This is a genomic window from Enterobacter asburiae (genome assembly GCA_011754535.1).
Taxonomy (GTDB): domain Bacteria; phylum Pseudomonadota; class Gammaproteobacteria; order Enterobacterales; family Enterobacteriaceae; genus Enterobacter; species Enterobacter cloacae_N.
In genome coordinates, this window is the sequence record JAAQVN010000001.1 from 3003922 (window position 1) to 3026213 (window position 22292).

The 22292-nt window shown below is 55.0% G+C and carries 22 protein-coding genes; 12 read left to right on the top strand and 10 right to left on the bottom strand.

Annotated elements, in window-relative coordinates; genetic code table 11:
* Position 1 precedes the first annotated feature (1 nt).
* The 5 genes from fliO to rcsA all read left to right on the top strand — a co-directional run bounded on the left by fliO (position 2) and on the right by rcsA (position 3103).
* Positions 2 to 376: a flagellar type III secretion system protein FliO gene (fliO, locus tag HBM95_14170; protein ID NIH44074.1), complete on the top strand. Its 375-nt coding sequence runs from the start codon at positions 2 to 4 to the stop codon at positions 374 to 376.
* A complete protein-coding gene (gene fliP, locus HBM95_14175; protein ID NIH44075.1) occupies positions 376 to 1113 on the top strand; it encodes a flagellar type III secretion system pore protein FliP in 738 nt (245 codons plus the stop codon). Before fliO ends, fliP begins: the two co-directional genes overlap by 1 nt.
* Before the next feature lie 9 nt (positions 1114 to 1122).
* Positions 1123 to 1392 (top strand): flagellar biosynthesis protein FliQ, encoded by a 270-nt coding sequence (gene fliQ, locus HBM95_14180; GenBank protein ID NIH44076.1) that lies wholly within the window; start codon positions 1123 to 1125, stop codon positions 1390 to 1392.
* Positions 1393 to 1399: 7 nt separating this feature from the next.
* Positions 1400 to 2185, top strand: a complete 786-nt coding sequence (gene fliR / locus HBM95_14185; protein NIH44077.1) for a flagellar type III secretion system protein FliR — start codon at positions 1400 to 1402, stop codon at positions 2183 to 2185.
* Between the two features lie 294 nt (positions 2186 to 2479).
* Positions 2480 to 3103: a transcriptional regulator RcsA gene (gene rcsA / locus HBM95_14190; protein ID NIH44078.1), complete on the top strand. Its 624-nt coding sequence runs from the start codon at positions 2480 to 2482 to the stop codon at positions 3101 to 3103.
* A gap of 102 nt (positions 3104 to 3205) precedes the next feature.
* Here the strand turns inward: rcsA and dsrB are convergent, their stop codons facing one another.
* Positions 3206 to 3583 (bottom strand): protein DsrB, encoded by a 378-nt coding sequence (dsrB, locus tag HBM95_14195; GenBank protein NIH44079.1) that lies wholly within the window; start codon positions 3581 to 3583, stop codon positions 3206 to 3208.
* On the opposite strand from dsrB, the gene yodD reads away from it, so the two are divergent.
* Together yodD and HBM95_14205 are read left to right on the top strand one after the other, a co-directional pair.
* A complete protein-coding gene (gene yodD, locus HBM95_14200) occupies positions 3524 to 3751 on the top strand; it encodes a YodD family peroxide/acid resistance protein (protein NIH44080.1) in 228 nt (75 codons plus the stop codon). The genes dsrB and yodD overlap by 60 nt on opposite strands.
* Before the next feature lie 301 nt (positions 3752 to 4052).
* Complete coding sequence (locus HBM95_14205; GenBank protein ID NIH44081.1) at positions 4053 to 4853, top strand: mannosyl-3-phosphoglycerate phosphatase-related protein; 801 nt, start codon at positions 4053 to 4055, stop codon at positions 4851 to 4853.
* Here the strand turns inward: HBM95_14205 and yedQ are convergent.
* The 3 genes from yedQ to HBM95_14220 all read right to left on the bottom strand — a co-directional run bounded on the left by yedQ (position 4838) and on the right by HBM95_14220 (position 7784).
* The gene (gene yedQ / locus HBM95_14210) at positions 4838 to 6538 is read right to left on the bottom strand and encodes a cellulose biosynthesis regulator YedQ (GenBank protein NIH44082.1); all 1701 of its coding nucleotides are present in this window, start codon (positions 6536 to 6538) and stop codon (positions 4838 to 4840) included. The genes HBM95_14205 and yedQ overlap by 16 nt on opposite strands.
* A 73-nt stretch (positions 6539 to 6611) precedes the next feature.
* Positions 6612 to 6794 (bottom strand): DUF2158 domain-containing protein, encoded by a 183-nt coding sequence (locus HBM95_14215; GenBank protein NIH44083.1) that lies wholly within the window; start codon positions 6792 to 6794, stop codon positions 6612 to 6614.
* Between the two features lie 78 nt (positions 6795 to 6872).
* Positions 6873 to 7784 carry a DUF808 domain-containing protein gene (locus HBM95_14220; GenBank protein ID NIH44084.1) on the bottom strand — a complete coding sequence of 304 codons (912 nt, stop codon included), beginning with the start codon at positions 7782 to 7784 and terminating at the stop codon, positions 6873 to 6875.
* A 178-nt stretch (positions 7785 to 7962) separates the two neighbouring features.
* Between HBM95_14220 and yedA the strand changes: the two genes are divergently transcribed.
* Positions 7963 to 8877, top strand: a complete 915-nt coding sequence (gene yedA / locus HBM95_14225) for a drug/metabolite exporter YedA (protein ID NIH44085.1) — start codon at positions 7963 to 7965, stop codon at positions 8875 to 8877.
* On the opposite strand, the gene HBM95_14230 is transcribed toward yedA, so the two are convergent.
* The 3 genes from HBM95_14230 to HBM95_14240 are packed head-to-tail and all read right to left on the bottom strand — an operon-like array spanning position 8849 to position 11499.
* Complete coding sequence (locus HBM95_14230) at positions 8849 to 9340, bottom strand: very short patch repair endonuclease (protein ID NIH44086.1); 492 nt, start codon at positions 9338 to 9340, stop codon at positions 8849 to 8851. The genes yedA and HBM95_14230 overlap by 29 nt on opposite strands.
* A complete protein-coding gene (locus HBM95_14235) occupies positions 9321 to 10754 on the bottom strand; it encodes a DNA cytosine methyltransferase (protein ID NIH44087.1) in 1434 nt (477 codons plus the stop codon). Before HBM95_14235 ends, HBM95_14230 begins: the two co-directional genes overlap by 20 nt.
* 43 nt (positions 10755 to 10797) lie before the next feature.
* The gene (locus HBM95_14240; GenBank protein NIH44088.1) at positions 10798 to 11499 is read right to left on the bottom strand and encodes a phosphohydrolase; all 702 of its coding nucleotides are present in this window, start codon (positions 11497 to 11499) and stop codon (positions 10798 to 10800) included.
* A gap of 285 nt (positions 11500 to 11784) precedes the next feature.
* Here HBM95_14240 and HBM95_14245 point away from each other — a divergent pair, with 285 nt between their 5' ends.
* Positions 11785 to 12948 carry a porin gene (locus HBM95_14245; protein ID NIH44089.1) on the top strand — a complete coding sequence of 388 codons (1164 nt, stop codon included), beginning with the start codon at positions 11785 to 11787 and terminating at the stop codon, positions 12946 to 12948.
* 56 nt (positions 12949 to 13004) lie between these two features.
* Here HBM95_14245 and HBM95_14250 read toward each other — a convergent pair whose 3' ends face one another.
* Positions 13005 to 13868, bottom strand: a complete 864-nt coding sequence (locus tag HBM95_14250) for an N-acetylmuramic acid 6-phosphate etherase (protein ID NIH44090.1) — start codon at positions 13866 to 13868, stop codon at positions 13005 to 13007.
* Positions 13869 to 14033: 165 nt separating this feature from the next.
* Between HBM95_14250 and dcuS the strand changes: the two genes are divergently transcribed.
* Both dcuS and dcuR read left to right on the top strand, forming a co-directional pair.
* Positions 14034 to 15650, top strand: a complete 1617-nt coding sequence (gene dcuS / locus HBM95_14255) for a two-component system sensor histidine kinase DcuS (GenBank protein NIH44091.1) — start codon at positions 14034 to 14036, stop codon at positions 15648 to 15650.
* Positions 15647 to 16366, top strand: coding sequence for a two-component system response regulator DcuR (gene dcuR / locus HBM95_14260; GenBank protein ID NIH44092.1), 720 nt, complete (start codon positions 15647 to 15649; stop codon positions 16364 to 16366). The genes dcuS and dcuR overlap by 4 nt, the downstream gene beginning before the upstream one ends.
* On the opposite strand, the gene HBM95_14265 is transcribed toward dcuR, so the two are convergent.
* Complete coding sequence (locus HBM95_14265) at positions 16347 to 17309, bottom strand: FAD:protein FMN transferase (protein NIH44093.1); 963 nt, start codon at positions 17307 to 17309, stop codon at positions 16347 to 16349. The genes dcuR and HBM95_14265 overlap by 20 nt on opposite strands.
* 58 nt (positions 17310 to 17367) lie before the next feature.
* Positions 17368 to 20148: a flavocytochrome c gene (locus HBM95_14270; protein NIH44094.1), complete on the bottom strand. Its 2781-nt coding sequence runs from the start codon at positions 20146 to 20148 to the stop codon at positions 17368 to 17370.
* A gap of 682 nt (positions 20149 to 20830) precedes the next feature.
* Between HBM95_14270 and HBM95_14275 the strand changes: the two genes are divergently transcribed.
* Positions 20831 to 22267: an anion permease gene (locus tag HBM95_14275; protein NIH44095.1), complete on the top strand. Its 1437-nt coding sequence runs from the start codon at positions 20831 to 20833 to the stop codon at positions 22265 to 22267.
* Positions 22268 to 22292: the final 25 nt, after the last annotated feature.

Consider the following 22292-nt stretch of genomic DNA (forward strand, 5'->3'; position numbering starts at 1 on the left):
TATGAAAACCCAGGCAACAATATCACCACCGTCCGCCGTTCCCGGCTCCCCGCTGCTCCAGGTGAGCGGGGCGTTGTTCGGTATTATTGCCTTTATTCTTATCGCCGCCTGGCTGGCGAAGCGTTTTGGTCTGGCGGGTAAAACTGCCAGCACCCGCGGCCTGAAGGTCAGCGCCAGCACTCCCCTTGGGCCGCGCGAACGCGTGGTCATCGTCGATGTGGAAGATGCGCGTCTGGTACTGGGCGTAACCGGCTCAAACATCAACGTATTACATAAACTGCCGCCCGCCCCGGTCACGGTGGACGAGCGCGCACAAGCCCCTGCGGATTTTCAGTCCGTCATGAAGAGTTTGCTTAAGCGTTCCGGGAGATCCTGATGCGCCGTTTGTTATCCCTTACGCTTGCGGGCATTGGCCTGTTTGCTCCTGCGGTTTATGCACAGCTGCCCGGTCTGGTCTCAACGCCGATTGCGGGTGGCGGCCAGAGCTGGTCGCTCCCGGTTCAGACGTTGGTCTTCATCACCTCGCTGACCTTTATTCCGGCCATCCTGCTGATGATGACCAGTTTCACCCGCATCATCATCGTCTTTGGTCTGCTGCGAAACGCGCTGGGCACCCCTTCGGCGCCGCCAAACCAGGTGCTTCTGGGCTTAGCTCTGTTTTTGACCTTTTTCATCATGTCGCCGGTGATCGACAAGATTTATACCGACGCCTACCAGCCGTTCAGCGAAGACAAAATCTCGATGCAGGAAGCGCTGGAAAAAGGCGCGCAGCCGCTGCGGGAATTTATGCTGCGTCAGACGCGCGAAGCGGACCTGGCTCTTTTCGCTCGACTGTCCAACACCGGCGAGCTTCAGGGGCCGGAAGCGGTGCCGATGCGCATTCTCCTGCCGGCCTATGTCACCAGCGAGCTGAAAACCGCGTTCCAGATTGGCTTTACCATCTTTATTCCGTTCCTGATTATCGACCTGGTGATCGCCAGCGTCCTGATGGCGCTCGGGATGATGATGGTGCCGCCGGCCACAATTGCCCTGCCCTTTAAGATCATGCTCTTTGTGCTGGTCGATGGCTGGCAGCTGCTGGTCAGTTCGCTGGCGCAGAGTTTTTACAGTTAAGGAACGGCAATGACACCCGAATCGGTCATGATGATGGGCACGGAAGCGATGAAAATCGCCATTGCCGTTGCCGCGCCACTGCTGCTTGTCGCGCTGGTTACCGGCCTGATTATCAGTATTCTTCAGGCTGCCACGCAGATTAACGAAATGACGCTGTCGTTTATCCCGAAAATCATCGCCGTCTTCGTGGCGATTATCGTGGCCGGGCCGTGGATGCTGAACCTGCTGCTGGACTATATGCGCAACCTGTTTACCAATCTGCCGTACATCATCGGCTGACCTGACGATGCTGCACTTCACCAGCGACCAGTGGGTTCAGTGGCTCGGCGTCTATTTCTGGCCGATGCTGCGCATTCTGGCGCTGATCTCCACCGCCCCCATACTCAGCGAGAAATCGATCCCCAAGCGCGTCAAGGTGGGGCTGGGCATTATCATCACCATTATCGTTGCCCCTTCCCTGCCACCCGTGAATATTCCCATCTTCTCGGCTAACGCGATATGGGTCGCTTTGCAGCAGGTGATGATTGGCGTCGCCGTGGGCTTTACCATGCAGCTCGCCTTCGCCGCCGTGCGTACGGCTGGTGAGTTGATTGGCCTGCAGATGGGGCTATCGTTCGCCACGTTTGTCGATCCCGGCAGCCATCTCAACATGCCGGTGCTGGCGCGCATCATCGATCTACTCGCCATGCTGCTGTTCCTGTCGCTCAACGGCCATCTGTGGCTCATCTCCATGCTGGTGGATACCTTCCATACGCTGCCGATTGGTGATAACCCGGTCAACAGCAACGCCTTCCTGGCGCTTACCCGCGCGGCGGGGCTGATTTTCCTCAACGGTCTGATGCTGGCTCTGCCGATCATCACGCTGCTGCTCACCGTCAACCTGGCATTAGGTTTACTGAACAGAATGGCACCGCAGCTCTCGGTGTTTGTGATTGGTTTTCCGCTGACCCTGACGGTCGGAATTTTATTAATGTCATTACTGATGCCCCTTATCGCCCCCTTCTGTGAACATTTATTCGGCGAGATATTCAATCTGTTAGCGGATATTGTCAGCGAATTGCCACGTAAATAATAGTCCTCACGTTCGCTATTGTCTTTCTGAGGATATTCCTAAAATAAAACGCGAAAAACATCTTCCAGGATATATCTGACGCGGTTTAAATGTTTCTAACCATCTCACAATACTTAATATTTACTTTACTTTAAGAAGATTCCTGGCAAATTATACGTAACTTTACGGGATAGTGAGTCCGCCTGAAAGTCTTTGTCATGCTCACAGGTTTATTATTTTTTTCCATCCCGTATGGCTGTTTTGAGCTCTCAGGCAGATGGTGAATTATCGTTACGCATTGAGTGAGGGTATGCCATGTCAACGATCATTATGGATTTATGCAGCTACACCCGGCTAGGGTTAACCGGGTACCTGGCAAGCAGAGGGGTAAGAAAGAGAGACATCAACGATGCACACACCGTTGAAGAACTCGCAGCCGCTTGTGACGAACTCAAACCAGGCGTGGTGTTTATTAATGAGGACTGTTTCATTCACGATCCAGCCAACAGTCAGCACATTAAGCAAATCATTAATCAGCATCCAAAAACCCTGTTTATTGTTTTTATGGCGATCGCGAATATCCATTTCGATGAGTATTTGTTGGTCCGTAAAAATTTATTGATTAGTTCTAAGTCGATTAAACCCGAGTCGCTGGATGACATTCTGGGTGATTATTTGAATAAAGAAGTTAAAAATGTAGGAGCGGTTAACTTACCCACCCTTTCATTAAGCAGGACTGAATCAAGCATGCTGCGAATGTGGATGGCGGGACAAGGAACTATTCAGATCTCCGACCAGATGAATATTAAAGCGAAAACCGTTTCATCACACAAAGGAAATATTAAAAGGAAAATTAAAACGCATAATAAGCAAGTGATCTATCACGTGGTACGTCTGACCGATAATGTGACGAACGGGATTTTCGTCAACATGCGTTAGTGGCTTAAAACCCTTTGCACCCTACCTTTGATCTCTGGCCTGGCCAGAGATTTTTGCTTTTGCGGACGTAGTCGGGCACGCGCAATGCCACCCGACGCCGCACTACTCCGCTTTCTCAACAAAAATGCCGTCCGGATGCCCCAGCTCGTTAAAAAACCAGATGCCGAGCGGGTAATCTTCCAGTGAGACCAGGTACATTGTGCCTTCACTAAACTCTTCAATTGCCAGCACCACCCCCGGGCGGCGCGGCCCACCGTCCGTTTTAACGGTTACCCGATCGTTGACCTTCATACATTCCTCCTCTGGTTTTGAGCCAGTGTAGAACAAAACGCAAAAACACACATCGCCGCACGGCGTGAATGGCGTTTTTATACACAGTCTATACTTAGCGTTGGACACGGTTGAATGAGGAACCCCGTAATGAAGACCGATAAAGAGTACAGCGACACCATCAAGCGCGAAGTTGAGGTGGATGTCGATGCCCTGCTGGCCGCCATCAATGAGATCAGTGAGTCAGAAGTCCGCCGCACGGACGATGGTTCGGACCACGTCATTGTTAACGGGAGGGATTATCATACCTATCGCGAGCTGGCGGAGGCCTTCGAGCTAGATATTCATGACTTTAGCGTGTCTGAAGCAAATCGTTAGCACGAAAAAAATCCCGGTCATGGGGATGGCCGGGATCAAAACTTGCTTATGCAAGAAGCACTTGAAAATTCGTTACACCAGGAAATCTGATGTACAAACAACACTATCCCCAACGATTTTGCATGACAAGCATATATTCTTACAGTGAATATAATATTTTTAACATAATCGTTTTGGTTATGAGCAACAACATACGCCGAATGCGGGTTTGGCTGGATCGGTTCTCCTGAATCCGGTTTAAGCGCAGATAATTTTTTAGGAATATTCTTAGATTAAGACTCATTCGTTTTCGGGAGTTACTATGCTTTCACTCCAAGGTTCCCTGCTGATTTTTTCCGATCTGGATGGATCGCTGTTGGATATTCATACCTATGAGTGGCAGCCCGCGATGCCGTGGCTCGATAAACTGCAGGATAACCAGGTGCCGGTAATTCTTTGCAGCAGCAAAAGCGCGGCAGAGATGCTGGATATCCAGCAGGATTTAGGTCTCGAAGGCTTACCTTTTATCGCTGAGAACGGCGCGGTGGTTCAGCTTGACGTACGCTGGGAAATAGGTCAGCGCCACATCAACGGCATGACGCACCGGGAGATCCATCCGCTTATTGAGCAAATCCGCCAGCAGGCAGGCTTTAAATTCACCACTTTTGACGACGTGGACGAACGCGTCATCAGCGAATGGACGGGGCTGACCCGCTACCGGGCAGCGCTTGCCCGCAGGCACGACGCCTCCGTCACGCTCATCTGGCGTGATTCCGACGAAGCCATGGCCCGGTTTGAAGCGGCGCTGGCGCAGCGCGGACTGAAATGCCTGCAGGGAGCCCGTTTCTGGCACATTCTGGATGCCGGCTGCGGTAAGGACGTTGCGGCTAACTGGCTTATCGCGCAGTACCGTGAACGGGAAAATATTGAACCCACCACCCTGGGGCTCGGCGATGGGCCAAACGACGCGCCGTTGCTGGACAGCGTGGACTTCGCGGTGGTGATTAAGGGCATAAACCGCCAGGGTATTAGGTTACGGGACGATAGCCCCAGCCGGGTTTATCACACCCGGCAGGCGGGACCGCTCGGCTGGCAGGAGGGGCTGGATCACTTTTTGTCATGATCGTGCCAGACAACCCGGTTACGTCCGCCCTGTTTAGCGTTGTATAACCGGGCATCCGCCACGGACTGCAGCTGTTCGAAATCGTAGTTTTCGTTTTCCTGCGCGCTGCTGACGCCGAGTGACGCGCTGATGCGCAGGGTCATACTCTTCTTCACCAGAATCTCCTTGCTGTTGATTCGGCAACGAATACGCTCCGCGACGCCTCTCGCCTCCTCAAGACCAAGCCCCGGCAGAACGATACAAAACTCTTCCCCGCCCACGCGTCCTGCCACATCCTTCTTGCGTAACGTACTGGCAATCAACCCTGCCGTGTGGGAGAGCACCTTATCCCCGGCCTGGTGGCCAAAACGGTCGTTAATGCTTTTAAAATTGTCGAGATCGATCTGAATAACCGAGAACGGCAGCGACTGCTGGCGACAGGTTTCCGACAGCAGTTTTGCGCGGTCGAACAGCGCGCCGCGATTATTCAGGCGGGTGAGCGGGTCATGCCAGGCCTGCCACTGGAGCGAGTGCTGGAGCGTATACATGTTGCTGACCATCCGACGGATAACCAGCCACGAGATCAATAGCATGGCGGTAAAGAGTGCCCACATCAGCGCCAGCACAATACTGATACTGCCGAAGTCATCTTGTACCCCTTCATGCAGGGTGTGGATCCGCAAGACGACGCCATCGAAGTGGTTGAGCCGCTCCCAGCTGACAAAACGGCTTCCAAGGCGGATCCCACCGCCGGTATCGTTCTCAATCGCCTGCGCTATTTGCGCCGTTTCGCGTTCATCAAAATGGTTAACTGGTTTTCCTGAATGGTCAGAGGTGGCAATCATATTAAGGCGAGTGTCGTACAGCTGATACTCCCCTTCCGTCCGGTCTTCCGTCGCGTCAGCCAGCAGGCGCTGCATCGTGCTCAACGCAAAATCCATCGCCACAACGCCGTACCAGTAATGGTCAAAATAGATGGGCACGCTGGCGGCGATCGTGCGTTCCTCCCCGGTCCATGAGGAAGGCGAAGAGATGAACCAGCGCACCGCGCGGGCGCGGTTGTTGCGCTCTGACTGCTGGGTAAACCAGGGCTGCGTGACCAGATGGTAATAGCGGGAGGTGATGTCGCCCGCCAGGTCCGGCGTATCCGTGGAAAGGAAAAAACCGGCGCGGGAGACGTAGGTCGCGCGTGATTCCGTTTGCGCTCGCGTGGACGCCAGCCTGAGCAGATACCCTACTTCAAGCGCGGCAGAAATTTCATGACTGATGCGGTCAGGGTCACGGTTCAGAAGCGTGGTTTTTTCGACGAACGCATCCGAAACGCCGTTAATGGGCAGGGTCCGCTTTTTATCAACGGCGATTTGCCAGGTAGGCTGCTTGCGGACGGTGTTGAAGCGCGACACGGCATTCTGCAGGACATCAAACGCCAGCGGCATCTGGATCGCATCGCGTATGCCCTGGCGGAACAGCAGCATCCTGTCCACGCTGTTCTGTAACTGCCTGTCCAGCGAGCTGGCCACGGTTTCCAGATGGTTCCGCTGGCTGGAAATGTAGGCCTCTTCAAGCACCACCACCTCACGCCAGGTCAGGAGAGTGGAAAACACCAGAACGATCAGAAAACAGAGATTAACAATCAACCCCGGATTGCTACGCTTATGCAGCCATTGCAGAAAAGATTGTCTTACAACAAAGGTATCGCGCTGCACACACACTCCCTGACAACTGCCTACACCCGGTACTGGAGATAAAAAACGCCCGGCAAAGCCGGGCGTTATGTGATTAAGCCTTGTCCCGCTTGTGCTGCCCGTCACCCGGCTGAAGCTCATCTTCACGAAATGCTTCCCGCTGGACGCTAAAGCCATCGTGCCACCGACACTCCACCATTCCGCTGGAATACCCGGTGACAATCATACGTGGGCCGCCCTTCTTAGGCTTAACTTCATCACTGACCAAAAAGACCATACCTGCCTCCTGTATCAGGGTGAAACTGTTTCAATTTAGACGAGGAATGGTCTTTTTGCATCCTGCGACGGGTAACAATTAGTGCGCTGTACCGCGCATTTTTTCAACCAGTTTCACCGCTGCCACCACGATAGCGCCAACGATAAAGCCCAGCACAAGATTAAGCAGCGTCGGCAGAATAGCGGCCACCACGCTCCCCTGCGCCGAGGAGAAATGTTCGATAGCATGATGCAGCGGAGCAATGCCGTGAACCACAATACCGCCGCCCACGAGGAACATCGCTAGGGTGCCCACCACGGACAAGCTCTTCATCAGCCACGGCGCCAGCGTCAGTAAGCTCTTACCGATGCTTTTTGCCACCGCGCTTGATTTCTCCTCCAGCCAGTAGCCGATATCATCGAGCTTCACGATCAGACCGACCAGGCCGTAGACGCCAACCGTAACCAGAATGGCGATCCCGGAAAGGATCAGCACCTGATTCAGCAGCGGTGCGTCGGAGACAATGCCCAGCGTAATGGCAACAATCTCTGCTGAAAGAATAAAGTCGGTGCGAATGGCGCCTTTGATTTTATCGCGCTCGAAGACTTTCGGATCCTGCGCGGCCAGCGCTTCAAGGCGCTGCTGACGCGCCTCCGGGGTATCCTTCTGCTTGCGAGAGCTCAAAGAGTGCAGGACCTTCTCCACGCCTTCGAAGCATAAAAATGCCCCGCCAATCATCAGCAGCGGCGTGATGGCCCAGGGAATGAATGCGCTGATCAGCAGCGCCAGCGGCACCAGGATCACTTTATTCAGAAACGAGCCTTTTGCCACGCCCCACACCACTGGCAGCTCACGGTTAGCCCGTACCCCGCTCACCTGCTGAGCGTTAAGCGAGAGATCGTCCCCCAGCACCCCTGCGGTTTTCTTCGCCGCCAGTTTCCCCATCACGGAAATATCATCCAGTAAGGTGGCAATATCATCCAGCAATGTTAATAAGCTACTTCCTGCCAAAATGGTGATCCTTCTTTTTTTGGTAATTAAGTGAATAGTATGGAGCAAAAGCGCAATCGCGGAAACAGGCACCTTGCGTCAACAAAAATTTCACATCAACTACACAATTAAAGGGCTCGCCAGCGCGATAGTTTTCGCGTTTACTATCAGCGACCTTTTTATTTCGTCGTGAGGGATTATGCGTTTCCGGCAACTGCTTCCACTTATTGGGGCACTTTTTTCGCTGTATATCATCTGGGGTTCCACCTACTTTGTCATTCGCATCGGCGTAGAAAGCTGGCCGCCGCTGATGATGGCGGGCATTCGCTTCCTCTCGGCGGGCGTGCTGCTGCTGGCCTTCCTGCTGCTGCGCGGGCATAAGCTTCCTCCGCTTCGCCCAATGCTGAACGCCGCCCTGATAGGCCTGCTGCTGCTGGCGGTCGGGAATGGCTTTGTGACCATTGCCGAGCACCAGAACGTACCGTCTGGGATCGCCGCCGTGGTCGTTGCCACCGTACCGCTGTTTACCCTCTGCTTCAGCCGCCTTTTCGGCATCCGCACCCGCAAGCTGGAGTGGCTGGGGATTGGCATCGGCCTTGCCGGCATTATTCTGCTCAACAGCGGCGGTAACCTGAGCGGGAATCCGTGGGGCGCAGTGATTATCCTTATTGGCTCGATGAGCTGGGCGTTCGGTTCCGTATACGGTTCTCGTATCGAGCTGCCGACCGGCATGATGGCGGGGGCAATTGAGATGCTTGCGGCTGGGATTGTGCTGCTGCTGGCCTCAGCCCTGACGGGAGAGGAGCTGACTACCCTGCCACCGTTGTCGGGCTTCCTGGCGGTAGGCTACCTGGCGCTGTTCGGCTCCATCATCGCCATCAACGCCTATATGTTCCTGATCCGTAACGTCTCTCCGGCGGTCGCCACCAGCTATGCCTACGTCAACCCGGTCGTGGCCGTGCTGCTTGGCACCGGGCTTGGCGGTGAAACGCTCTCTCCGGTTGAGTGGTTAGCTTTAGGGGTGATTGTTTTTGCCGTCGTGCTGGTGACCTTAGGCAAATATTTGCTGCCGGCAAAGCCCGTGGTTACGCCTTGCGAGGTGGAGAAACCGTAAGCGCGTGGATCCCCTGCGTGTCGATCTGCGCGGCCTCGCCGCCGCCGCAGATCCATTCTTCCAGCCGTTCGCTCAGAGCGGCATCGTTCAGCTTCAGCCGCCCTTTCAGCGCACATTCCCAGACGATCAGCACCCTCCAGCCCTGCGCGACAAGCGTGGCAAGATCCCGCGCGTCGCGTTCAACGTTCTTGCCAATCTTCTCCAGCCAGAAATCGGTGCGCGTCGCCGGAACTTTAAACAGGTAGCAGTCGTGATGATGCCAGAAACAGCCGTGGGTGAATATAATGCACCGATACGCGTCGATGACGAAATCCGGACGACCCGCAAGCGCGGGATCCTGTACGCGAAAGTCAAAGCCCGCCTGCGTCAGCAGCCCGGCCAGACGCTTTTCAATCGCGGTGTCACGCGTGCCGATGGCACGCATGTTTTTGCTGCGCGTGGCCTTATCGTGAACGTCCGTCATTGACGGCCTCACCCTGGCGGAGCGCCACCGCCTGTCTGATGCGCGAGGCCAGCAGTTTTGCCACCGCCGCGAACGCGGGCACCACCACCGAGTTACCAAACTGACGGTAAGCCTGGGTGTCCGAAACCGGAATGCGGAAACGGTAGCCCTGCGGCGTTTCAAAGCCCATCAGCCGGGCGCACTCCCGCGGCGTAAGGCGACGCGGACGGTGACGCTGGTTTTGCGGATCGTCGAAATCCTTCTCGCCCAGAGCCTTGTCCCAGCCTCTGTCGATCAGGATTTCCGCGCCGTCTTTGTAGTAGCGAGCGGACAACGTGCGGGTCACGCTGTGCGGATCGTTCGGGTTTACCATGCCAAACCCGAAGCCGTTGCCTTTGGCCTGATGCTTTTTGGCATAGCGGTAGAGGTATTTCCACAGGATCGGCGTCAGGATAAATTTTGCGTCGACCACAGGCTCCAGCAGGTCGGCAATGGTTGGACGGCGCTCGGGATATAAGGAGGGAATATCCCGCAGGGTGAAATCCCCCTTCAGATTGAGATCGCGGCGGAAACCGACCAGCACAATGCGTTCGCGATGCTGGGGCAGGAAGTGTTTCCCGTCGATGATTTTCGGGTCATCCGCGCCCATGTCCCCGGAATCGGCCACGTCATAGCCCAGCTCATCCAGCGTTTGCATGATAATGCGGAAGGTCTTTCCACCGTCGTGGCTCTTTAAGTTTTTGACGTTTTCCAGCACGAATATGGCCGGGCGACAGGCGTCAATGATTCGGGCCACATCAAAAAACAGCGTTCCCTGGGTATCGCAGGCGAAGCCGTGGGCACGTCCGAGGGCATTCTTTTTGGATACGCCGGCCAGCGAGAAAGGCTGGCACGGGAAGCCCGCCAGCAGCACGTCATGCGCCGGAATCGTCTGACGAATATGCTCGGCGGCCTGTTCATCCGTGACGCCGCTTTTATGGCTCAGGGTGACATCGCGGATATCGGCGTTGAAATGATGCTCCTGCGGATCGCAGTACCAGTTCGCTTTATAGGTGCGTACCGCATGTTTGTTCCACTCGCTGGTAAACACGCACTGACCGCCGATCGCTTCAAAGCCGTGCCGGATACCGCCGATGCCGGCAAACAGATCGATAAAGCGGAAGGCATAGTTCGGGTGCGCAGCAGGTGGCCGCGGAAGCAGATTTTGCAGATAACGAAACTCGCCTTCACTCAGGCGGCGCCCTGCCCGATCGCTGGTCACTAGCCGCTTAAGGATGGCCGGGCTCCAGTGGCTCTCGCCGTGCGCCACAAGCTGGTTTGCCAGCGTTTTAGCGTCATAAATATCCAGCAGCTGACGCAGTAATGCCTGCACCGTTGCCGTTGACTTCTCTGCCTGCTCAGACGCGGGCTCTGTCACTGATCGATTTTCCTGCATTCTTTTAACCGGGCAATAAAGACTGGGAACAGATTACCACAGTTCACTTTCGCAAACTGCGACGGAAGCGGTGTTGAATCTGGCTATCCAGCCCGATGCAGTCGCCCTGTAATTCGGCACTGAGTTTCGCCATAAACTGAATCAGAAAATCGGCGTTGTGCTGCGCGAGCTCGCGCCCGACCCCGGTTTGCATTGTATCAGGCAAGCGCAGCAGCTTGGTCTGAAAATGATCGAGCGCAAACGCCCGGTCATCAAGTGGCCGCGCGTCGGCAAACGGATCGTCCGCGTTAAAAAGCGGTACGCCCAGCGCGCCTGACACGGCAAACACGCGCGCCAGACCGATCGCTCCCAGCGCCTCCAGACGATCTGCATCCTGGACAATTTTGGCTTCAATCGTTTGCGGCGTCAGTCCGGCGCTGAAACTGTGCGCCTCAATGGCGTGCTCCACGGCGGCGTAGCGATCGGACGGGAAGTCAGGGAAATCGCGGTGCAGAATCTCTCGCGTCCTGCGCGCGGCCAGATGCGACGACTGGCTGCGTTCAGGATGGTTTTTCGGCAGGCTGACGATGTCGTGAAAATAGCAGGCGGTCAGGATCGTCAGCGGGTCGACGTGATGATGCACCATGATTTTCTGCGCCGTCATCCAGACGCGACGAAAGTGTGAAATATCGTGCGCGGTGTCGTCAGTCGCGTGATGTTCATCAAGCCAGGATTCAAAGCGCTGCTGCCACTGTATAAGTTCCATCATCCTTTCCTGTTACGAAAATGGGCGTTTAATTATAACATAGCCAAATGAAATATATTAAAAAATAGAAATTCGAAATACTTAATAATAATTACCCGCAATATATTCAAATAATTAATTCACATGAAAAATAAAGAGATGAATAGAAATATTTTGTAATATTTTTACCGATTTAATTACATTTATTTTTGAACCAAATTCACAAGCCATAGAATAGTATCAAACACGTAATTACGGAGGGTGATTACATATATTCATATAAATTATCTTTAAAGGGAATATATAATGAAAAGAAAAGTTCTGGCAATTCTGGTACCCGCGTTTTTAATGGCTGGTGCAGCGCATGCGGCTGAAATGTACAACAAAAACGGCAACAAAGTTGACCTGTACGGCAAAGTAGACGCGCGTCATACCTTCTCTGACAACCCTGGCGACGATGGCGATGAGACCTATGTACAGATTGGTTTCAAAGGCGAAACGCAGATCACTAACGAGCTGACCGGTTATGGTCAGTGGGAATATAAAACCTACGCTAACGATACCGAAGGCGCCGGTGATAAATCATTTAACCGTCTGGCATACGCTGGCCTGAAATTTGGCGAATACGGTTCATTTGACTACGGCCGTAATTACGGCGTCGTGTATGACGTTGAAGCCTGGACCGATATGCTGCCGGTATTTGGCGGTGATTCTTACACCTGGACCGATAACTTCATGAACGGCCGTGCTAACGGTCTGGCAACCTACCGCAACACCGATTTCTTCGGTCTGGTTGAAGGTCTGAACTTCGCACTGCAGTACCAGGGGGCGAACGAAGGCCAGTATGCTCAGGAAGACCAGGAAGGCACTAAAAACGGCCATGAAGACCTGCGCTTCCAAAACGGCGACGGCTTCGGCATGTCTACCTCCTATGACTTCTCCGGCGACCTGTCCGGCCTGAGCCTGGGTGCGGCATACTCATCTTCTGACCGTACCAATGCACAGGAAGCTGCGGGCGTAAATAACGCGCGCTTTGCCAGTGGTAAAACCGCAGAAGCATGGACTGTTGGCGCGAAATATGATGCCAATAACATCTATCTGGCAATGATGTACGCTGAAACCCGCAACATGACTCCATATGGTGATTATGGAATCGCGGATCAGACCCAGAACTTTGAAGCAGTAGCACAGTACCAGTTCGACTTCGGCCTGCGTCCATCCCTGGCATGGGTTTACTCCACGGGTAAAGACATGACTTTCCCAGGCAACGCCAGCAATCCTCAGGGTCAGTCTGGTGACATGGACCTGGTTAACTACATCGACCTGGGTATGACCTACAGCTTTAACAAGAATTTCTCCACCTATGTTGACTACAAAATCAACATGCTGGACAACGATGAACGCTTCTATGAAGCAAATGGCATCTCTACCGATGACATCGTTGGCGTAGGCATGACCTACCAGTTCTAATTGCCAAAAACATTAAAGCCCGCAATTTGCGGGCTTTTTTCATTTCAAGGCCGCGTTTACGGTGCTTCCTGCAACGCCACGCGGATAAACCCGTTATTCTGCGCCAGCAGCTCATGGGCTTTCCACGCATCCAGACCGGTCAGCACCATCAGCACCGCCGTTTTACAGTGATGGTTACAGCTCTCCAGCGCGGCCTTTGCCTGCGCCCGGCTGCATCCCCCCGCCTCCATCACAATGGCGATTTGCCGTTCAGCCCATTTGGTACTGCTTGCCTCAAGATCCACGCGCAGGTTGCTGTAAACGCGCCCGGTGCGAACGGCCAGCCCGGTGGTAATCATCGAGAGGATCATTTTTTGCGCGATCCCCGCCCTGGTATTGAGATACCCGGCAACCACATCAGCCCCCAGTTCAGGGGCAATTACCATGCTTGCCAGCTGCGCCGCTTCACTTTGAGCATCACCGGTGATGACCGCAACAGGCGCTCCCAGCGACCAGGCATGCCGCATCGCTCCCCAGACCCACGGCGTTTTTCCGCTGACGGTCACCGCCAGCATCATATCGTGTTCACCAAATTTGATGGCCTGCAGGTCAGCGACCCCGCGCTCGTAGCGCCCTTCTCCCTCTTCTGCCGTCACGGCAATTACAGGGGTTTTCCCCGGCGCATAATCATCCGCAGCCTGCCGTGCGGCGCAGCCCGACTGTCCTGCCCCGACGATGACCAGACGGCCACCGTGGTTGAGCGCCGCGGCGGCGTTATCCACCACGCGGGCGATTGTCGTTAAGCAGGGGGTTATAGCAGCAGAAATACGTGCATCTTCCTCGTGGATAACCTTCAGCATGTCCAGCGTGGACAATCTATCTATATTCATCGTGCTGGCGTGCCGTCTTTCCTTGACCGAACCGGTAAGCGTAATGCTCATAAACAGCCTCCTTATTATGAGTACCCACACACTATAAAGTGTTTTATATAGATGACCTGCGAGTGGGGTCACGAAAAGAAGAGCAAATCGACGCTTTTACATGGCTTTAAGAAAAGCCCATCATCAGCGATAATCACCCCCTTTCTTAATCATCGCGGAGTGTTGATGAGCGATCTGCAGCCTTTCCCTCTGACGCGCAAGCGCCCCATGAAACTGTACACGCTGGTCACGTTGATGGTGTCCGCGATTATCGCCTCTGTGCTGCTGGTGGTTTTTGCGCTCTATTCCGTGCAAATCACCCGGGCGACCCGCGATGATGTAAAAGATACCGCGTTGGGTATCGCCCGCACGCTGGCCGACAGCCCGGAGATCCAGCGCGGCCTGATGCAATCGCCGCAGGCCGACATCATTCAGCCCATCGCCAAAGCCGTTACCCAACGCAACGATCTGCTGCTTACCGTGGTGACCGACATGCGGGGGATTCGCTACTCGCACCCGAACGAGGCTCTCATCGGCCTGCATTTTATTGGCAACGATCTCGAACCCGCGCTGGAAGGCAAAGAGAATGTCTCGGTAAACCGCGGCGCCCTCGCCGAAGCGCTTCGCGTTTTCACGCCGGTCTATGACAGCCAGCACGATCAGATCGGGGTCGTGGTGGTCGGTATTTCCCTCAAAAAGGTGGAAGATCAGATAGCCCGTGGGCGGCTTAACGCGCTCTGGACGATTTTGTTCAGCATCTTTATGAGTTCAATGGCGATTTGGGGTCTGGTGCGGGTGCTGAAGCGCATTCTGTTCGGGCTCGAACCCTATGAGATCTCCGCCCTGTTCGAACAGCGCCAGGCGATGCTGCAGTCGCTTCGCGAAGGGGTACTGGCCGTCGACATTCACGGCCGCGTGACGATGATTAACCACACCGCCAGAGAGATTTTACTCCTGCCCTCCGCCAAGCAGTCGGAAAACGCCAGCGCTCCCCTGCTGGCAAGCCTGCGGGAGATTTCAAAGACGGGCGTCGCGCGTCAGGATCAGGAGATCAGCTGTAACGGCCGGCTGCTGCTGTGCAATATGGTGCCCGTCAAAAGCCAGGAGCGGGTCATCGGCGCGATAGCCACCTTCCGCGATAAAACGGAAATCAGCCAGCTGATGCAGCGTATTGACGGCATGGTCAACTACGTCGATGCCCTGCGCAGCCACACGCACGAGTTTATGAACAAACTGCATGTGATCCTGGGCCTGCTGCACATGAAGCGCTACGACAAGCTGGAGGAGTACATCATCCAGACGGCGCACAATTACCAGACGGATATCGGTACGATCCAGAGCAAGGTAAAATCCCCGGTCGTTGCCGGGTTCCTGCTGGGTAAAATCAACCGGGCGAAGGAAGCGGGCGTCACCCTGACGCTGGCGGATGAATGCCTGATACCGGATACCGCCAGCGAAGAGCAGGTCGCGGTGCTGATCACCGCGCTGGGTAACTTAATCGAAAACGCGCTCGACGCGATGGCAGGACAGCAGGAAGGCGAGATTGGCCTGCTGCTACATTATCAGAATGGCTGGCTCAGTTGCGAAGTCAGCGACGATGGCCCCGGCATTGATCCCACCCAGCTGGAGGCTATTTTTACTAAGGGGTTCTCAACAAAAGGTGAAAACCGCGGCGTTGGGCTGTTCCTTGCTCGCCAGCAGATCCAGAACCTGGGCGGCGATATTACCGTCGAGTCTGAGCCTGGCGTATTTACCCAATTTTTTGTTCACATCCCCTGGGATAGCGAGAGGAATATCGCGTGATAAATGTATTAATTGTCGATGATGACGCCATGGTGGCCGACCTCAACCGTCTGTACGTCAACCGTGTTGAAGGCTTTAGCTGCTGCGGCGTCGCCTCCACGCTCAACCAGGCCAGAGCCATTATCAATAACCCCAGCCAGCCTGTCGACCTGGTGCTGCTGGACGTCTATATGCAGCAGGATAACGGGCTGGATCTGCTGCCCGATATTCGCGCGTCAGGCCGCCCGATTGATGTGATTATGATCTCGTCCGCTGCCGATGCCGCCACGATCCAGACTTCCATCCACTACGGCGTGGTGGATTATCTGATCAAACCGTTCCAGTTCCCGCGCTTTGAAGAGGCGCTGAACGGCTGGAAGGCAAAGCACAGCCTGATGGGATCGCACCAGTATTATGAGCAGGCGGACGTCGACCGGCTGATCCACGGCGGGGCGCCGGAGCTGGCGGACAGTAAGAAATTGCCGAAAGGGTTAACGCCGCAAACGCTGCGCACCATTTGCCAGTGGATTGACGGCCACCCGGAGACGGAATTTTCCACAGACGATCTGGCTAACGCGGTAAATATTTCACGCGTCTCCTGCCGCAAGTACCTGATCTGGCTGGCGCAAATCAACATTCTTTTCACCAGCATTCACTATGGTGCCACCGGCCGCCCGGTGTATCGCTACCGCTTACAGCCGGAGCAGATCGGGCTGCTCAAACAGTACTGCCAGTAACGCGGTAGCTCTCGTCCAGAAGGGTAAAACGGAAGTGGTGCATCGAGGAGATCACCACTTCTTTTGTCCTGGTCACAAAGATAGCATCTATATCCGGACGCGCGCGCAGGGCGGCGCAGCCTTTCTCTACCCCCATGCCGTACATCAGCGTGGTCCAGATATCGCCATCAATAGAGTCTTTGGAAATGATGGTGACGCTGTCCAGCTCGTTGTCGAGCGGGTATCCGGTACGCGGGTCGAGAATATGGTGATAGCGCTTGCCGTTCTGCTCAAAGTAGCGCTCGTACGTTCCCGACGTCACCACAGAGAGGTTCTCCACCGTCATCGCGCCGATCAGCGCATCACCGGCGAACGGCTTTTTCAGCCCCACGCTCCAGCCGCCTTCCGGCGAGCCTAACGTCTGGATGTTTCCGCCAAGGTTGATCAGCCCCAGCTCAGCCCCCTCTTTGCGCAGGTAGTCCCGAACCCGGTCGGCAATATAGCCTTTGGCGATGGCCCCCAGATCGATCTCCATCCCCGCTCTGGTCAGAAACACGCTGGTCTGCGCCTCATCAAGGATGACATCCTCTGGCCGGGTAATCGCCAGCAGCGAGGCAATTTCATCGGCAGGCGGAACGCTGTCGCCCTGAAAGCCAATCTTCCAGCGCTTCACCAGCGGACCGATCGCCAGGTTAAAGGCGCTGTTTTTAAGCAGGCTTGCCGCTTTCGCACAGCGGATCAGCTCAAACACCGGACGGCTGACGGTAACCGGATGCTGACCCGCCGCCTGGTTGATGTCCATTACCTGCGAATGCGCGCGGTTAACGGTGAGGAGATCTTCGTACTGTTTGATCAGGCGGAAAACGCGGGACGCGAGGGCTTCGTCATGGGAGAAGAGTTTCAGGAGAATGGGCGAGCCCATCAGAACGGCGGAGTAGCTGTAAACGCGATGGCTATCAGGCATAGCATGAGTCCTCAGATGTAGCCCCGGCAGGCACTGCGCCGCCGGGGAAACAGGTGCCTTACGTTCTTTTTGAGCGCATCGCCGCCTGATGTCCTGCAAGGGTACCAAAAATAATGATATCCGCCACCGCGTTACCGCCGATACGGTTAGCGCCGTGGATCCCGCCAACCACTTCACCCGCAGCGAATGCCCCCGGCAGCACGTTGTGGTTGCTGTCCAGCACGCAGGTTTCGGTGTTGATGGTCACGCCGCCCATAGTGTGGTGCACGCCCGGTGCAATCTGAATGGCGTAGAACGGCCCTTCGTTGATGGGCGCACGCAGGGCGGTGGTGCGGCCAAAATCATCGTCGTGCTGTTTTTCAACGAAACCGTTGTAACGTTCCAGGGTCGCCAGGAAAGCGTGGTGATCCATACCCAGCGCTTCAGCCAGGGCTTTTGGCGAGCTGGCGCTGGTCACGAAACCTTTCGCGATATACTCATCTGCGGCTTTGTTTTTGGCACGTACGTGCTCATCAAAGACGATGTATGCGTATTTCTCCGGCAGCGCGATGATTGACGCCGAGACTTTATCGCGGGTCGACATTTCGTTGTAGAAGCGCTCACCTTTCTGATTGACCAGAATCGCCCCGCCGCCGCGGATGGATTCAGAAATCAGGTACGAGGTTTTCTGCTCCACGGTTGGGTGGATCTGAATTTCGCCCATATCAACCGTGCCTGCACCGATACGCTCCAGCAGCGCGATACCGCCGCCGGTCGCCCCTTTGTGGTTAGTGGTGACGAACCCTTCCAGATCCGGGCGGTATTTCACCACCATCTGGCTGTTGGCGCTGAAACCACCGGTCGCCACGATCACGTTTTTGGCTGCCACGGTGACGGTTTCGTTCTCTTCGGTGGTCAGAAGTACGCCGGTCACTTCGCCGTTCTCGAAGATGATGTCGCTGACGGAGGTATCCAGCATCACCTCGATGTTGCGTTTATTGACGTTACGCACCAGGCCGCTGATCAGGTAGCCGCCCACCGCAGAACCGTCTTTTGGACGGTGAGTACGGTCGATGCTCATCCCGCCGGTGGTGGTGATGTCGTTCAGCATGATGCCGCGCGTTGCCAGCCACTCAATTGCTTCCGGCGCGTTCTCCACAAAGCGACGCAGCAGTTCCGGGTTGTTCTTGTTTCCGCCGCCTTTCAGGCTTTCCTGGTAGAACAGCTCTTTGCTGTCCTGAATCCCCTTCACGCGCTGGAAGCGGGTTTCTGCGGCGTTCATACCGGCAGAGGCTTTAATGGTGTTCCCGCCGATGGTCGGCATTTTCTCGACGATCAGCACGCTTGCGCCTTCGTCGTGAGCCTGGATCGCCGCCGCCAGACCGGCGCCGCCGCTGCCGACAACCACCACGTCCACGCTGCGGGTTTCGTTCGGGTCAACGCCCTCTTCCGCTGCCAGCGCCTTGCTGGACTTCAGCATCGCTTTAGATACCGCTTTCTTCACCGCTTCACTCTGACTGGTTGCGCCGGTAATGGCATCCACGTGCGGAGTATTGGCATCCAGAATGCGGGTGCGGATCTCTTCAAAGCTGGTGACAAACTCAACGTCTTCACTCGGGCCGGAGGCAAGTTCGATGTCCGCAATGCGGTCGGTTTCCAGGCTGACGTTAATCACCAGTTCGTTAGCGTCGTCCTGCACTTTCTCAACAAAGGTGCCAGGTTTGAATTTGGACTCGCCCATGCTCATGTCGCGGATCATCGCTTCCACCAGCGAGAAGCGCCACAGCGGCTCAGGGATGCTTAGTTCCTCGCGTCTGGTGCTGTCCATAAACAGCTCAAGGCTTTCACCCGCCGCGATGCGGTCGGTCCAGTCCGGGTAAGCGATAGTGGCGCGGCCTACGGCAATCAGATCGTAGCCGTGGTCCAGCGCTTCATTCACGTCTGACGCATTCACCACGCCGCCAACGCCCATCACCGGAACCTGCGCCAGCGTGTCAGAACGCATTGCGCAGTATTTTTCGATAAGCGGCGTCGGGTCCTGGGTGTCGACGATAGAAGGACGCAGGGTGGCGCCTACGGAGAAGTGGAGATAGTCCACGCCGCGCGCGGCCAGTTTCTCCAGCAGGTACATGGTGTCCTCAAAGCGGATGCCGGGAACCTCAAGCTCTTCAGGGGAGAAGCGGTAGCCAATGATGAAGGCATCATCGGCGTACTGGCGCACCATTTTGTGGGTGATGTCCAGCACCGCCAGCGGGAACTTCGCGCGGTTATCGCGGCTGCCGCCCCACTCGTCGTCACGCTGGTTTGAATTTGGGGAGTAGAACTGCTGAATCAGGTAGGTGTTCGCCCCGTGGATTTCCACGCCGTCGAAACCTGCCTGGATGGCGCGGCGCACGGCTTCACCAAACTTGCCGATCATGCCTTCCACTTCTTCTGCGGTCAGGGCAACCGGCGTCGCGGCGCCGTCACGCGGCGCGGCCACGGCGCTTGGGCCCACCGGGGTACGGCCACCGATCAGTTTCGGGTCGACCATGCGGCCGCCGTGGTAGATCTGCAGCAGTGCCTTAGAGCCTTTGGATTTTATTGCCTCGGCGATTTTAGCCAGCCCGGCGATTTTCTCGTCGGTATCAATCCCAATCGCCCCCGGGAAGGCGAGACCGAGATCGTCGACAAAGCAGCACTCCACAATGATGGTACCAATGCTGCCGGAACGGGCCCGGTAGTACTCCACCAGCTCGCTGGTAACGGTGCCGTCATAGTAGCCGGTACAGGTTGTCATCGGGGCCATTAACAAACGGTTTTTCAGTTCAGTGCCATTCGGTAATGTGAAGGGGCTAAGAATGCGTTCGTTAGTGCTCATAATAGAAACTCCAAACTTTTAAAAATTGAGAATTCGTTATCGGATTGATTTTTTGTTTCGTCGTTATTTGCCGATGTCATGATATTAATATAATGATTTTTTTAGTTTCTAAAGTTATTACGTTAGTTAAAAAACTATTTAATCCCTGCAATAACACAAATAACACATTGGTGTTAGCGATTGTAATTCAGCTATTCACAATAATTTAAAAATCGTTAAATAAAAAATGGTAAAACCAATTCACCAAAAACCAATAGTTCCGATATAAATCAATAAGTTATATCTAATTAAAAATTCATATTGTTACAAAAATGATAAAACAAATCCGAAAAACAGATAATAACCCCATACGCCAGAGTGGTTATTAATAAAAGCATAAAAATAACGCTGCAATTCTGTTTTTTTGATCGCGATCAATAGTTATGGCATTCAAAAGCGCAATATAAAAACATCATCATTTTTTAATTTAGCGCACATAAAAACGCGTTAAATCGCTATTACTGAAAATACAAAATCGCACCTTTAATAACTAAAAAAAGCAAAGAAACTTAAGAAAGCGATTCTGTTTTTTCAGTGCAACCGAATTTTTGACAACTTAAGACGTGAAACTATGAATACAAAAACTGCTGTAACGCCCCCAGTGGCGAACCAGGCATCAAATGGAAACGCAAAACGATTGCTGATGATGGCATTGCCCGTCATCGTCGCCGTACTGCTGCTGTTTGTGCCCGTACCAGAAGGCTTGCCGCCTTACGCATGGCACTACTTCGCTATCTTTGTCGGCGTAATCGTCGGCTTAATCTTCGAACCGCTGCCGGGCGCGGTGATTGGCCTGACCGGCGTGGTTGCCATTGCCCTGTGCAGCCAGTGGGTGCTGTTCAGCCCTGAACAGCTGGCCGACCCGAAATTCAAGCTGGCGGGCGCCTCCTTTAAGTGGGCGGTGAGCGGGTTTGGTAACTCTACAGTCTGGCTGATCTTCGGTGCCTTCATGTTCGCCGCGGGCTATGACAAAACCCGCTTCGGCCGCCGTCTGGCGCTGATTCTGGTGAAGTATCTTGGCCGTCGCAGCCTGACGCTCGGTTACGCCATTACGTTTGCGGACCTGCTGCTGGCACCGTTCACCCCGTCCAACACCGCGCGCAGCGGCGGGACCATCTACCCAATCATTGCTAACCTGCCGCCGCTGTACGGTTCAAAACCTAATGACCCAAGCGCGCGTAAGATTGGTTCGTACCTGATGTGGGTGGCGATCACCGCGGCCTGTATCACCAGCTCAATGTTCCTCTCCGCCCTTGCGCCGAACCTGCTTGCGCTGGCGCTGGTGAAAAGCACCGTTGGGATTGATATCTCCTGGGGCACCTGGTTCCTCGCCTTCTTGCCGCTGGGTATCCTGCTGATTCTGACCATGCCGCTGCTGGCCTACTGGTTCTACCCACCAGAAGTTAAAGTGAACAATGAAGTGCCGCTGTGGGCGACCCGTGAGCTGGAAAAACTCGGCAAACTGTCCCGCAATGAAATTCTGCTGCTGGTGTTCGTGTGCTGCGCGCTGCTGATGTGGATCTTCGCCGCCGCGTGGATTGAGCCTGCGATGGCGGCCCTGCTTATCGTCGGGCTGATGCTGTGGACTGGCGTGCTGGAGTGGAACGATATCACCGGTAACAAGGCCGCGTGGAATACCTTCGTCTGGTTCGCCACCCTGGTTGCGCTGGCGGATGGCCTCTCCTCTACCGGCTTTATCAGCTGGCTGGGTAAAGAAGGCGGTCTGCTGATGAGCGGTATCTCTCCGGGCGTGGCGACCATCGTCCTGCTGCTGGCGTTCTACCTACTGCACTACCTGTTTGCCAGCACCACCGCGCACACTACCGCGCTGCTGCCAGCGATGCTGACCATCGCCTCCACCATTCCGGGCATGAATATGGAAGTGTTCGTCCTGCTGATGGTGACCTCTCTGGGCGTGATGGGGATCATCACCCCGTACGGTACTGGCCCAAGCCCGATCTACTACGGCAGCGGCTACCTGCCAACCAAAGACTACTGGCGCCTCGGCACCATCTTCGGTGCCATCTTCCTGGCGGCCCTGCTGCTGATTGGTTATCCGTGGATGTCCATGATGTTCTGATTCCTGACCGCCGGACTTCTCCTCC

Excerpts from the sequence above, each read along its gene's own strand:
- rcsA (NIH44078.1), top strand. The coding sequence starts at position 2,480 with ATGTCAACGATCATTATGGATTTATGCAGCTACACCCGGCTAGGGTTA.
- HBM95_14240 (NIH44088.1), bottom strand. The coding sequence starts at position 11,499 with ATGGAACTTATACAGTGGCAGCAGCGCTTTGAATCCTGGCTTGATGAA.
- HBM95_14275 (NIH44095.1), top strand. The coding sequence starts at position 20,831 with ATGATGGCATTGCCCGTCATCGTCGCCGTACTGCTGCTGTTTGTGCCC.
- yodD (NIH44080.1), top strand. The coding sequence starts at position 3,524 with ATGAAGACCGATAAAGAGTACAGCGACACCATCAAGCGCGAAGTTGAG.
- HBM95_14265 (NIH44093.1), bottom strand. The coding sequence starts at position 17,309 with ATGCCTGATAGCCATCGCGTTTACAGCTACTCCGCCGTTCTGATGGGC.
- fliP (NIH44075.1), top strand. The coding sequence starts at position 376 with ATGCGCCGTTTGTTATCCCTTACGCTTGCGGGCATTGGCCTGTTTGCT.
- yedA (NIH44085.1), top strand. The coding sequence starts at position 7,963 with ATGCGTTTCCGGCAACTGCTTCCACTTATTGGGGCACTTTTTTCGCTG.
- HBM95_14235 (NIH44087.1), bottom strand. The coding sequence starts at position 10,754 with ATGCAGGAAAATCGATCAGTGACAGAGCCCGCGTCTGAGCAGGCAGAG.
- fliO (NIH44074.1), top strand. The coding sequence starts at position 2 with ATGAAAACCCAGGCAACAATATCACCACCGTCCGCCGTTCCCGGCTCC.
- HBM95_14270 (NIH44094.1), bottom strand. The coding sequence starts at position 20,148 with ATGAGCACTAACGAACGCATTCTTAGCCCCTTCACATTACCGAATGGC.
- HBM95_14205 (NIH44081.1), top strand. The coding sequence starts at position 4,053 with ATGCTTTCACTCCAAGGTTCCCTGCTGATTTTTTCCGATCTGGATGGA.
- fliQ (NIH44076.1), top strand. The coding sequence starts at position 1,123 with ATGACACCCGAATCGGTCATGATGATGGGCACGGAAGCGATGAAAATC.
- dcuS (NIH44091.1), top strand. The coding sequence starts at position 14,034 with ATGAGCGATCTGCAGCCTTTCCCTCTGACGCGCAAGCGCCCCATGAAA.
- fliR (NIH44077.1), top strand. The coding sequence starts at position 1,400 with ATGCTGCACTTCACCAGCGACCAGTGGGTTCAGTGGCTCGGCGTCTAT.
- HBM95_14230 (NIH44086.1), bottom strand. The coding sequence starts at position 9,340 with ATGACGGACGTTCACGATAAGGCCACGCGCAGCAAAAACATGCGTGCC.
- HBM95_14215 (NIH44083.1), bottom strand. The coding sequence starts at position 6,794 with ATGGTCTTTTTGGTCAGTGATGAAGTTAAGCCTAAGAAGGGCGGCCCA.
- HBM95_14245 (NIH44089.1), top strand. The coding sequence starts at position 11,785 with ATGAAAAGAAAAGTTCTGGCAATTCTGGTACCCGCGTTTTTAATGGCT.
- HBM95_14250 (NIH44090.1), bottom strand. The coding sequence starts at position 13,868 with ATGAGCATTACGCTTACCGGTTCGGTCAAGGAAAGACGGCACGCCAGC.